This is a genomic window from Marinobacter sp. MBR-105 (assembly GCF_053628895.1).
This window is the reverse complement of record NZ_JBRJHG010000011.1, coordinates 113,097-125,382: the sequence shown is the minus strand read 5'-3', so window position 1 is coordinate 125,382 and position 12,286 is coordinate 113,097. Positions and strand designations below refer to the sequence as shown.

Below are 12,286 nucleotides of genomic sequence, written 5' to 3'. Positions count from 1 at the left end.
GTGCGACATTGTGTCTCAAGCCAGTGAAAAAGAAGCGGCATACAATTCCGGCTAATTCACGAAACACCTGATCCAAACGCTCCAAGGACCCGCCACACCATGATGAGAAAGACCCACCTGGCTCGCTGTATCAGCCTTGTGATGGCCGGCTGTGCTGTCGCCCCTCTTGCCCATGCCCAGTCTGAAACCGATGCCCTGATGTTGATCCGGGTGACCGAAGGTCAGTCGGCCGAAGCCGCCCGACTGTCGGCGGCGGCCGTTCAGACCGAGCCAGTACAGCGGTTGTCCTCGGATGCCGGGGTTTCGCTGTCGCGCATGGGTGGCCGTGGTCTGGACCCGGTGATCCGTGGCCAGAACGAAGAACGGGTTGAGGTGCTGCTTGACGGCATGCGGGTGGAGGGAGCGTGCCCGAGCCGGATGGATCCGCCCACCAGCCGTTTGAGCACAGCGCTGGCGCCGGTGCTGGAAGTGCGCACCAGCAACCGCACCCTGCGCTGGGGCCCGATTGCCGGCGGCCAGGTGGTCGCCACCACCGCCGCCCCGGAATTTGCTGATGACAACCGCACAACCGGCCACCTGACCGTCGGCGGTGCCGACAATGGCGAAGGCAAGCTGGTGAATGGCAGCGTGGCGGTCGGTGACAAGGAAACGTTTATCCGCCTCGCTGGCGGCTACGACGAAGCCGACGACTATGAAGACGGCGACGGTAACGAAGTCCGTAGCGCCTACAAAAACTCTGAAGGCCGGGTGGATGCTGCCTGGACCGCTGATAATGGCTTCTACATCAAGGGCCTGGTCAGCCGCCAGGAAGAGCGGGATGTAAAGTTTCCCGGCCGGGGTATGGATGCACCGAAAACGGATACCGACCTGTACCGGCTGGAGCTGGGAGCGCCGGTCGCCAGCGGCGGCTGGAACCTGATGGCCTGGCAGGCAGATGTGGATCACGTGATGGATAATTTCAGCCTGCGTGAGCCGCCGGTAAATATGGGTATGCCCATGAAAATGCAGACCAACTCGGAAACCCGTACCCGGGGCGCCCGACTGGTGCTGGATCAGACCATCAACTACACCAAAGATATTGCCTTTGGTGTGGATGTGGAAAGCAATGAGTGGGACGCCACCATGTACAACGGCATGAATCTCGACCACGAGGCCTCTTTGATGTGGCCGGGCGTTGAGCGAGACCGGGTAGGTGTGTTTGTGGAAGCCTTCCACCAGATCCGCGCCAACGCCCGCCTCGGTGCCGGCATCCGTTATGACCGTGTGGAAATGGATGCCACCCGCGCCGATCAGACGTTTACTCCGATGGCCGGCGGTATGATGACGTTCTCCCCTTCCGGGCTTTACGCCTCGGCCTATGGTGCAAGCGATACCGAAGCCAACGATGACAACGTAAGCGGTTTCCTGACCGGAGAATGGCGTGTTTCTCCGGTCCAGGCCCTTGAGGTTACGGCCAGCCACAGCGTGCGCTCCCCCAGCGTGAATGAGCGCTATGTTGCTCGAAAGACCATGAAAAGCAGTTGGATCGGGAATCCGGGTCTGGATACCGAAAAACACCACAAGCTGGAAGTCAGCCTGCCCGGCAACCAGGGAGAGTGGAGCTGGCGCCCGGCTATCTGGGTGGACCAGGTGGATGACTATGTTTACCGCTTTGACATCCGCAATCCCAACAACACCACGGATACCCGCTACGAAAATATCAGCGCCCGCCTGCTCGGCGTAGAGGGCATGCTGGGATGGACCAACGGTACCTGGAGCAGCACCAGCAAGCTGGCCTCGGTGCGCGGCGAAAACCGCGATGCCGACAAGGCGCTGCCGCGGATTCCGCCCATCCAGTTTATCCAGACGCTGGGCTGGCACTACCAGGGCCACACCCTGGAAGCCGAATGGCAACTGGCCCGTCGCCAGGATCGGGTAGACCTGGAATCCGGACTGGACCCCAGCACTTCACCGGGATACGGCGTATTCAACCTGTCCGGAACCCATCCGCTCATGGCCAATCTGAGCCTGACCTGGGCAGTGGATAACCTGTTCGACAATACCTGGGCGAACCATGTCAGTAAGGACAACCTGGCCGACAGCGGGGTGTTCCGGGTCAATGAGCCGGGGCGCACCTTGCGCGCAGCGCTTACGGCCCGGTGGTAAAACGATTATGGCGGTTGCCCGCTTCTCATAGCCGGCGGGTGACATTTATACCCCGGGTGGAGGTCACTCCATCCGGGGTTTTTTTGTCGTTGATCAAACCCGGTTCGCAAGGACAGCAACTAGACTGAAGGGTGTCAGGGGTAATGCTACACTTGGTTATCAAGTAATTCTTTAAAGGAATAATGAAGATGGGTAAGTGTGTTCAGGCGATCCGGGGGCTGCTTCTGATACTGATCAGTTCCGCTTTATCGGCTGAGACCGTGGAAACGCAGGCGGTAACGCGGGCCACCCTGCAGGAAACCGCCCTTCTTGATGGTGTTATTGAAGCGGTTCAGCAGAGTACCGTATCCGCCCAGACCAGCGGTACGGTGGTGGAGCTGCCCTTTGATGTGGATGATTCCGTTGCCGCCGGTGATCTGATCGTGCGCCTGGAAGACAGCGAACAGCAGGCCCGGCTCAACCAGGCCGAAGCCGGACTGCAGGAAGCCCGTTCCGGATTGGAGGATGCCCGTCAGCAGTATCAAAGAATCGAAGCCATTCATGAACGGGGCCTGGTGTCGCGGCAGGAATTCGACCAGGCTCGCAATAATCTGAGCGCTGCCCAGGCCAGGGTGGAAAGGGCGGAAGCGACCGTGGCCGAAGCACGCAAGCAGCTGGACTACACTCGTATTATCGCCCCCTATGGCGGCATTCTCACCGAACGGCATGTCGAGCTTGGTGAGTCTGTGAGCCCCGGCCAGCCTTTGCTCAGCGGTCTGTCCCTTGAACAGCTGCGGGTGGTGGTGGACCTTCCCCAGAAATACGCCGATGTTGCACGCAGTCAGCGCCAGGCCACCGTGACCCTGCCCGATGGCCGGGTGCTGGAAACCGGAGAGATGACTTTCTACCCCTATGCCAATCCGCAAACCCACACCTTCCGCCTGCGGATGCGCCTGAGTGAGCCCAATGGTTCCCTGTTTCCGGGCATGCTGGTGAAAGTCAGTGTGCCGGTTGCCAGCCGGAAGGCACTGTGGGTGCCGGCCAGCAGCCTGATTCAGCGCAGCGAACTCAGGGCCGTCTTTGTACTGGACAATCAGGATCAGCCCCGCCTGCGCCAGGTACGCACGGGGATGCGGGATAACGGCAGGCTCGAGATCCTGGCCGGCCTCAGCGAAGGCGAGCGTGTGGTGTCGAACCCTGCCGAACTGGTGGGCAGCGATCGTCTGAATCCGGTTGAAGACTCGGGCGAGGAGTCGAATCCGTGAGCAGTGATCTGCCGCCCGTTGGTCCATCCGGTGCCATTGCCCGGGTTTTTCAGAATAACCACCTGACACCACTGCTGGCTATCCTGGCAATCATTCTGGGCATCCTGGCCGTGGTGGTCACGCCCAAGGAGGAAGAGCCCCAGATTGACGTCACCATGGCCGATATCATGGTGGCCTTTCCCGGCGCCAGTACCCGGGAGGTGGAAAGCGCGATTGCCACGCCCGCCGAACAGGTGATGAGTGAGATCCAGGGCGTCGAACACGTCTATTCGGTATCGCGGCAGGGCCAGGCCGTGATCACGGTGCAGTTTGAGGTGGGCATCTCACGGCAGGAAGCCCTGGTGCGGCTTTACAACCAGGTGTACTCCAATCAGGACTGGCTGCCGGCCAACCTGGGTGCGACCCAGCCGGTGATCAAACCCAAGGGCATTGATGATGTGCCGGTGATGACGCTTACCCTCTACGACCCGGCCAACGGACATACCGGTGAGGAACTGACCCGCCTGGCACATATGCTGGAAGTCGCCCTGAAAAGGGTTCCGGGTACCCGGGATGTCTACACCACCGGCGGCACTCCGGATCGGGTGGATATCCGGTTCGATCCGGCGTTGCTGGCGGGCTTCAACCTCACCATCGACGATATCCGTAACGCCCTGGCGGCGGCCAACACCAGCAGCCAGGAAGCCCGGATTACCCGGGACAACCTGTCGATACCGGTCCAGGCCGGCACGCTGCTGGAAACGGTGGAGGATGTCCGGCGCCTGGTGGTCGGTATGCAAAACGGCGCTGCGGTGTACCTGGAAGATGTGGCCGAGGTTAGCCGCGGAGGCACTGTGGCTGACCAGAGTGTGATGACCGGATTCGGGCCGGCCCATGAGGACGGCATGGCTGGCCGACCCGGTCAGGTTTACCCGGCGGTCACCCTGGCCATCGCCAAGAAGCCGGGCGAGAACGCCATCAACATCACCACGGCCATTGAAGAGCGTCTGGCGCAGCTGCGCAACCGGGCCCTGCCGCAATCCGTGGAGGTTCTGGTGACCCGGGACTATGGTGTGACTGCCTCCCAGAAAGCCCGCAAACTGATAACCGATTTGATCTCCGCCACCCTCTGCGTTGTGTTGCTGGTGCTGGCGGCCATGGGCTGGCGCCAGGCGCTGATTGTCGGCATTGCGGTGCTGATTACCCTGCTGCTGACCCTGGTGTTCTCCTGGGCCTGGGGCTTCACCCTCAACCGCGTCTCCCTGTTTGCGCTGATCTTCTCCATCGGCATCCTGGTGGACGATGGCATCGTGATCACCGAGAACATCAACCGACGCATCCAGAACTCCCGGCGGGCGGTGAAAGACATTATTCCCGTTGCGGTAGACGAGGTGGGCACCCCCACCATTATGGCCAGCCTCACCATCATGGCTGCGCTGATTCCAATGGCGTTTGTCAGTGGCCTGATGGGGCCCTACATGAGCCCGATTCCGATCAACGCCTCGGCCGGTATGGTACTGTCCCAGATTGTTGCCTTTGTGGTGGCGCCCTGGCTGGCTTTCAGGCTTCTAAAACACAAGAAGGGCGAGCAGGCCGCCGAAGCCGAGGAGGCTTCCAGCTCGGCGGATGGCGTCAGTCCAGTGTCCCTGCGAATTTTCCGGACGGTGCTCGGTCCCTTCCTGGGCGATCATCCCTGGCGGCGCCGTGTGCTGGCACTGGGCGTGGTGGGCCTGACCCTGGCCGCCACCTCGCTACCGGTGTTTCAGGCGGTGATCCTGAAGATGCTGCCGTTCGACAACAAGTCCGAGCTGCAAGTGGTGGTGGATATGCCGGAGCGCACACCCATGGAGCAGACCCAGCGGGTGTTGATGGAAATGGGCCGCTACCTGGAAACGGTGGATGAAGTGGCCAACTGGCAGACCTACGCCGGTACCGCGTCGCCGATCAATTTCAACGGTCTGGTCAGGCAATACTACCTGCGTGGCGACCCTTACCACGGCGATATCCAGGTCAATCTTATTCATGAGGAGCGCCGGGAACGGCAGTCTCATGCCATTGCCCAGTCGCTCCGGGGTCCGTTGACCGAGATCGGTAAGCAGCACGGCGCCAGCGTCAAGATTGTCGAGGTGCCGCCCGGTCCGCCGGTATTGTCACCGGTGGTGGCGGAGATCTACGCGGTGGATGAAAACCGTCGGGCGGAACTGGCCCGGCAAGTGGCCGAGGGCATGACCCGGGTGGATGGTCTGGTGGATATCGATACCACGCTTGAGGCGCCTACTCGACAGTGGGAAGTGGTTGTGGATCGGGACCGCGCGGCACGGCTTGGCGTGTCCCAGGCCCAGGTGGTCGGTGCCCTCCAGACGGCCCTGGGCGGCACCAGTGTCAGTTTCCTGCACGATGACCACGCCAAGTACCCGGTTCCGATTCGTGTGATTCTGAGCGAAGGCGACAAGGCCCAGCCCGCGGCATTGTTATCCCTGAACGTGCGCAGTCGTGATGGCAACCTGGTTCCTTTGGCGAGTATTGCCGATGTTCGCGAGGCCGACTGGATGGGCGCGATCTACCACAAGGATTTGCTGCCGGTGACCTACGTGACGGCGGATATGGCGGGCGAGATCGATTCACCGTTGTATGGCATGTTTGCGATGGTTGAACGTCTGGACCAACAGGAGTGGGCGCCGGAGCAGTATTTCATTGATCAGCCCCCATTGCCGGAAAAGGCACCCTGAAATGGGACGGCGAATGGCAGATCACCTACGAAACGTTTCGGGATATGGGGGCCGCCTACAGCGTGGGGGTTTTCATGATCTTCGTGTTGCTGGTGGCCCAGTTCCGCTCCTATATTTTGCCGTTGGTGATCATGGCGCCCATTCCCCTGACGATGATCGGTATCATGCCCGGCCATGCCCTGTTGGGGCGGGAATTCACCGCCACCAGCATGATCGGCATGATTGCCCTGGCCGGCATCATTGTGCGCAATTCCATTCTGCTGGTGGTATTTATCCGGCAGTTAATCGAGGAGGGCGTAGAACTGGACGAAGCGGTGGTACTGGCAGGTGCAGTCCGCATCAAACCGATTGCTCTGACGGCCATTTCAGCGATGGTGGGTGCTTACTTTATCCTGAACGATCCGATTTTTAATGGCCTGGCGATATCGTTGGTCTTTGGCCTCGCCATGTCCACTTTGCTGACCGTTCTGGTGGTTCCGCTTCTGTACTACACACTTGCGCGTTGCCGGTGGATTTGACGCCAGGTCATTTGCTATCGGGTTGGCCAGTAGCGCTGCATTTCGAGGAACAGGAAGGAGGCGCTCCAGGTAATCAGGACCAGCCCTGTCAGGGCCTCGATGCCGGTCAGATGACGGAGCATGCCAACGGCTTCAATATCGCCGTAGCCGAGGGTGGTAAAGGTTGTGAAAGAAAAATAGGTACAGTCCAGCATGGAGCCGTTGAAATTGCCAAGCAACTGGCCCCAGCCATCCGCGTGGTGCATGAAATAAAAGGCCGTGGCAAATATCCAGACCTGAAGAGCATGGGCGGTAAGGCAGCCGAGCACTGCGACGATCAAGCGGAAGTGGTGGCTTTGCCGCATTCGCCCTAGGAGGCTACTCAAACGGATCAGGGCTTCGTTATGAATTGCTACAACAGCGCACACCAGAAGAATGTTCAGCAGCATGACGTTGAGCAGAGTGTCGTGGGTGGCGTCCAACGGAGTCGATCCTGAAGCCTGGAAACCTGCCGGAGTAATCCGGAACCTGTTGAAAATTGTATAGTAAATTCGTTGTCTTTGCGCACTTTCATTTAATCAGAGTATTTACTGTCCATGTCCAGAAAACTGCTTCCCCTGTTGATGATCGCCCTGGGTATTGCCGGCTTCCTGCTTTTGAAGGCAACCCGGCCGGAACCGGCGGAAGTATCCGCCACCGAGCGTAGCTGGCTGGTGCAGGTGCAGAAGGTCAATTCCACTCGAGCGACCCCGGTGTTGCCTCTGTATGGTGAGGTGGTGGCGCCGGATCTGCAGACCATCACCGCCACTCTGGCCGGGCGTATTGACCGGTTACCGGTACGGGAAGGGCAGCAGGTGAGCGAAGGTGACTTGCTGGTCGCGCTGGATTCCGCCGATATTGAACCGGTACTTGCCCAGGCTCGGGCCCAGGTCGCCGACCTGGAGGCGCAGGTGCGGTCCGAACAGGTGCGATACCGCAACGATCAGCGATCCCTGGAGAGTGAAAAGGCCATCCTGGATAACGCCCGTCGCCAGTTTGAGCGCATTCAGTCGCTGGTTGAGCGCAACCTGGCCTCCCGCGAGAACCTTGAGGCTGCCACCGATGCGCTGGCCAGGGCGGAGTTGACCGTTCGTACCCGGGAGCGGGCCATAGCCGAGCATCCGGCCCGGCTGCAAAGCCTGGAAGCCCGGTTGTCGCAGGCCCGGGCCAGTCTGAGCACGGCAGAACTGGACGGTGAGCGGGCGGTATCAACAGCGCCTTTTGACGGTATGGTTACCAACCTGCAAGTGGCGGCTGGCGATCAGGTATCCCGCAATCAGGCGTTGTTGAGCATCTATCCGATACAGGGGCTGGAAGTCCGGGCGCGGGTGCCGAAGATGTATCTCGGCGAGTTGGTGGATGCCCTGGCCAAGGGGGCAACACTAACGGCTACCACCGAGGATTCCGGCCAGCGCTTTGAGCTGGTCCGGTTTGCTGGCCTGTCTGATCCGGCCGGTACCGAGGCGGTGCTGGAGCTGAACGGGGAATCGGGAGCCTTGCGGCCCGGGGCCTTGCAGCCACTGCTGCTGCAGCGGCCAGCAAGGGACAACCTGATTACCATACCCTTCAGTGCACTGTACGGGGCCGACAGTGTTTACATCATGACTGATGATAACAGGATGCAGCGGGTGACGGTGCAACGGGTTGGCGAGGCACTCAGCGAGAATGGCGAGCGCCGGTTGTTGATCGCCAGTGAACACCTGAAACCGGGCATGCGCCTGATCACCACCCACCTGCCCAATGCGATCACCGGCCTGAAAGTAAAGCTGGCGGATAGCAAGGGAGCACCGGCCTCATGAGTCGCAAAAAGGGTGTGATCGGCTTTTTTGTCCATCACCGGTTGGCCGGCAATCTGGTGATGCTGGTGATGTTGCTCGGTGGCGTAATGGCCCTGACTCGCATGAATATCCAGTTCTTCCCTACTTTCGCCCTGGATGTGGTCAGCGTGCGGGTGGTGTGGAGTGGGGCGTCGGCCGAGGATGTGGAGCGCGGTATTACCGACCCGCTTGAGCAGCGTCTGCGCAGCGTCGACGGCCTCAAGAAGATGACCTCCACGTCGGCGCAGGGGGTGTCGTCCATTACCCTGGAATTCCATGAAGGCACCGACCCGATACAGGCAGTGGATGACGTGCGCCAGCAGGTCGACGAGTTCAATAACTTGCCGGCGGATGCCGAAGAACCGCAGGTGGCCAGGGTTGAACGGTACGAACCGGTGGCCCGGCTGCTGGTTTACGGTGATGTCGACCGGGCCGAGTTGCGCCAGCTGGTGTACCGGTTTGAAGATGAATTGCTGGACCGGGGCATCGACCGGGTCACGCTCCGGGGCCTGCCGGAGCAGCAGATCAGTATTGATGTGCCGGTGGAGCGGCTGGAATCCCTGGGCCTGTCGCTGGAACAGATTGCCGATCGGGTGGCGTCGCTGTCCCGTGACCTGCCGGCGGGGATGATGGCTCAGCAGGATGCCACCCGAGAGCTGCGGGCGGTGGAACAGCGACGCAGCCCCCAGGCCTTCGAGACCATTCCGGTACTCAGCGGTGATCGCATCCGCATGCAACTGGGTGACATAGCCATCATCCGCCAGGAAGCCCGGGACAACCAGACGGTCATGGAAAACAACGGCATGCCCGCCGTAGAGCTGCAGCTTCAGCGGGCGGAAAACGGCAACTCCCTGACCGCCGCGCGGGTGTTTGAGTCCTGGCTGACGGATACCCGCCCGACCTTGCCGGCCACCGTAAATATCAAGGTGTACGACGAAACCTGGCAGCTGATTGAAGACCGGATTTCCCTGCTGGTGAATAACGGCCTGGGTGGTCTGGTGCTGGTGGTGGGGCTGCTCTACCTGTTTCTTCCCGGGCGGGTCGCCGCCTGGGTGGCGGTGGGTATTCCCACCGCCTTTCTCGCCGCCCTGGGCGTGCTATGGCTGATCGGCGGCTCCATCAACATGATTTCACTGTTTGCCCTGATCATGGCCCTGGGGGTGATCGTTGACGATGCCATTGTGGTGGGGGAGGACGCGGACGCCCATGCCCGTATGGGAGAGCAGTCCATCTATGCCGCCGAAGGCGCTGCCAAGCGTATGGTCTGGCCAGTACTGGCCTCGTCCCTGACCACGGTGGCGGCGTTCATGCCACTGCTGGTGGTGGGAGGTGTAATAGGCAATATCCTGGGCGATATTCCGGTGGTGATGATCTGCGTGTTGATTGCCTCTCTGCTGGAGTGTTTTGTGGTCTTGCCAGCCCATCTTCGCCATGCCTTTGTTCGCAAGGTTTCCGAGAATCAGCCAGAGCGACGCCCTCACGCCGTGGCCCGTTTGCGCCGGGGATTTGAGCAACGGTTCGATACCTTCCGCGACGGCCCTTTCCGCCGGTTCTCCCGCTACAGCCTGAAGCACCGGGGCATGACCGTAGCCTCGGCACTGGCGTTGGCTATTGTCACCGTCGGCCTGCTGGCCGGTGGACGGCTTGGGTTCAATTTCTTCCCGACGCCGGAACCATCGGTGTTCTACGCCAATGCCAGCTTTGTGGCGGGCACGGACAAGGACACGGTGGCGCGCTTCATCCGGGAAATGCAGCGCTCACTCACTGAAACGGAGGGGGCCCTGGGTGGCGATCTCGTACGCCATGCCGTGACCACCTACGGCGCTACTCAAGGGGCTGAGGGCAGTTCCCGGAACGATGACGAGCTTGGCTCCATGCTGGTGGAGCTGGTGCCTTCGGACAGCCGTTCTGTGCGCAATGCCGAGTTCATTCGGGAATGGCGCAGCCGTATGACGCTGCCGGCCGGACTCGATGCCCTGAACATCAATGAGCGCCAGGCCGGCCCGCCCGGGCGAGATGTCAATGTGCGACTGACCGGTGATGACGCAGAGGCCCTGAAGCGGGCAGCGGATGAAGTGGCCCAGGCACTGGCTACCCTGCCGGGCGTGCTGGATGTGGAAGACGATATGCCCTGGGGCCGGGAACAGTTGCTCTATCAGGTCAGCCCTTATGGTGAGGCCCTGGGGCTGACCACTGTGGATCTGGGCCGACAGTTGCGGGCGGCATTTGATGGCCGGATCGCCCAGATCTACCAGGATGGTCGCGATGAGGTGGAAGTCCGGGTGCAGTTGCCGAGGGCGCAACGGGAGCAATATTCCACCCTGGAGCGCATGACCATCCGCATCCCCGATGGCCGTTTTGTACCGCTGACCCAGGTGATGAACCTGGATCACCGCCAGGGATTCCAGGCCCTGCGCCATGCCGATGGCAAGCTTGCGGTGGAGGTCACCTCGGCGCTGAATACCCGGGTTGCCACCACCGACCAGATTCTTGAAAGCCTGCAGTCCGGGCCTTTGCCGGAGATCGCCAGTCGCCACGGTGTGCGCTACAGCTTTGAGGGCCGCTCGGCCGATCAACGCGAAACCATGGCGGACATGCAAACGGGGCTGCTTATCGGCCTGGCCCTGATGTATGTGGTGCTGGCCTGGGTGTTTGCATCCTGGAGTCTGCCCCTGATCGTCATGGCGATTATTCCCTTTGCCCTGGTCGGTGCCCTCCTGGGCCACTGGATCATGGGGCTGCAGCTCACCATACTGTCGCTGTTTGGGTTGTTCGGCCTGTCCGGTATCGTGGTGAATAACGCCATTATTCTGGTGGCTTTCTACAATCAGCAACGGCAGAAGGGGCTGGACATCACGGATGCCCTGAATGAGGCCGCCGTGCAGCGGGTTCGCGCGGTTCTGCTGACGTCCTTGACGACCATCGGGGGGCTGACACCGCTGCTGTTCGAAACGTCGTTGCAGGCCCAGTTCCTGATTCCCATGGCAACGTCGATTGCCTTTGGCTTGGGACTGTCCACCTTCCTGGTGCTGCTGGTGATTCCAGCGCTGTTGTCCTGGGTCGAGCAATTCCGGGAATGGCGTGCCCAACGCAGGAACGGTGCGGCAGAACCTCTGGGGGCTGCCGACTGAATACCGGGAGAAAACATGGCCGATAACCTGATCAGTGTCACCGGTCTGAGTAAACAGTTCGAGAGCGGCGACCAGCATGTGACCGTGTTGCGGGAACTGAGTGTGCATCTGGGGCGAGGCGAGTCGCTGGCGCTCACCGGCCCGTCCGGTTCCGGGAAAAGCACGCTGCTGAATGTTCTTTGTGGTCTGGAGTCTCCCGGTTCCGGTCGGCTGGCGATGTTGGGACAGCCTTTGGCCGGGGATGGCGCGCCAACGGGCAAGGCCCTGGAGCGGGCCTGGTGCGAATTGAGGCAGAGCCGACTCGGCGTGGTCTTTCAGGATGCCAACCTGATGCCGACCCTGTCCCTGCTGGATAATATCCGGTTGCGAGCGCGCCTGGCTGGCCGGGACGACACCAGCGCTGGCAACTGGCTCCAGAGGTTGGGCATTGGTGAGCTGGGCCAGCGTTATCCGGATCAGGTTTCCGGTGGCCAACGCCAGCGGGCTGCGCTGGCCATGGTATTTGTTACCCGGCCGGCACTGATTCTGGCGGATGAGCCGACCGGTAGCCTGGACCGGAGGACGGCTGAGACTGTCGCCGATGAGTTGTTCGAACTCCAGGCCCGCCATGGCTGTGGGCTGGTGCTGGCGACCCACGATGCGGACCTGGCAGCCCGTTGCCTGCATCAACTGGACCTCGGGCACCAGGGCCGGCCCTGAAGACCT

The 12,286-nt window shown here is 61.2% G+C and carries 6 protein-coding genes and 1 pseudogene; 6 read left to right on the top strand and 1 reads right to left on the bottom strand.

Annotated elements, in window-relative coordinates; translation table 11 throughout:
* Positions 1–99: 99 nt before the first annotated feature.
* The 3 genes and pseudogenes from ACSSVV_RS13865 (at position 100) to ACSSVV_RS13855 (ending at position 6,615) form a co-directional block, all read left to right on the top strand.
* Positions 100–2,145, top strand: a complete 2,046-nt coding sequence (locus tag ACSSVV_RS13865) for a TonB-dependent receptor domain-containing protein (RefSeq protein WP_023007779.1) — start codon at positions 100–102, stop codon at positions 2,143–2,145.
* A 188-nt stretch (positions 2,146–2,333) separates the two neighbouring features.
* Positions 2,334–3,389: an efflux RND transporter periplasmic adaptor subunit gene (locus ACSSVV_RS13860; protein ID WP_023007778.1), complete on the top strand. Its 1,056-nt coding sequence runs from the start codon at positions 2,334–2,336 to the stop codon at positions 3,387–3,389.
* Positions 3,386–6,615 (top strand): annotated as a pseudogene (locus tag ACSSVV_RS13855) (efflux RND transporter permease subunit). Before ACSSVV_RS13860 ends, ACSSVV_RS13855 begins: the two are co-directional and overlap by 4 nt.
* 14 nt (positions 6,616–6,629) lie before the next feature.
* Here the strand turns inward: ACSSVV_RS13855 and ACSSVV_RS13850 are convergent.
* The gene (locus ACSSVV_RS13850) at positions 6,630–7,055 is read right to left on the bottom strand and encodes an ion channel (protein ID WP_041656615.1); all 426 of its coding nucleotides are present in this window, start codon (positions 7,053–7,055) and stop codon (positions 6,630–6,632) included.
* A gap of 135 nt (positions 7,056–7,190) precedes the next feature.
* Here ACSSVV_RS13850 and ACSSVV_RS13845 point away from each other — a divergent pair, with 135 nt between their 5' ends.
* From ACSSVV_RS13845 to ACSSVV_RS13835, 3 genes are read left to right on the top strand one after another with little or no spacing between them, the layout of a single operon-like run.
* Complete coding sequence (locus tag ACSSVV_RS13845; RefSeq protein ID WP_454106415.1) at positions 7,191–8,432, top strand: efflux RND transporter periplasmic adaptor subunit; 1,242 nt, start codon at positions 7,191–7,193, stop codon at positions 8,430–8,432.
* Positions 8,429–11,581 carry an efflux RND transporter permease subunit gene (locus ACSSVV_RS13840; RefSeq protein ID WP_454106414.1) on the top strand — a complete coding sequence of 1,051 codons (3,153 nt, stop codon included), beginning with the start codon at positions 8,429–8,431 and terminating at the stop codon, positions 11,579–11,581. Before ACSSVV_RS13845 ends, ACSSVV_RS13840 begins: the two co-directional genes overlap by 4 nt.
* A gap of 15 nt (positions 11,582–11,596) precedes the next feature.
* The gene (locus ACSSVV_RS13835) at positions 11,597–12,280 is read left to right on the top strand and encodes an ABC transporter ATP-binding protein (protein ID WP_011783862.1); all 684 of its coding nucleotides are present in this window, start codon (positions 11,597–11,599) and stop codon (positions 12,278–12,280) included.
* The last annotated feature ends 6 nt before the right edge of the window (positions 12,281–12,286 follow it).

What these genes read in the sequence shown, in the direction of transcription:
- ACSSVV_RS13865 (WP_023007779.1), top strand. Translation starts at nt 100, where the DNA reads ATGATGAGAAAGACCCACCTGGCTCGCTGTATCAGCCTTGTGATGGCC.
- ACSSVV_RS13860 (WP_023007778.1), top strand. Translation starts at nt 2,334, where the DNA reads ATGGGTAAGTGTGTTCAGGCGATCCGGGGGCTGCTTCTGATACTGATC.
- ACSSVV_RS13845 (WP_454106415.1), top strand. Translation starts at nt 7,191, where the DNA reads ATGTCCAGAAAACTGCTTCCCCTGTTGATGATCGCCCTGGGTATTGCC.
- ACSSVV_RS13840 (WP_454106414.1), top strand. Translation starts at nt 8,429, where the DNA reads ATGAGTCGCAAAAAGGGTGTGATCGGCTTTTTTGTCCATCACCGGTTG.
- ACSSVV_RS13835 (WP_011783862.1), top strand. Translation starts at nt 11,597, where the DNA reads ATGGCCGATAACCTGATCAGTGTCACCGGTCTGAGTAAACAGTTCGAG.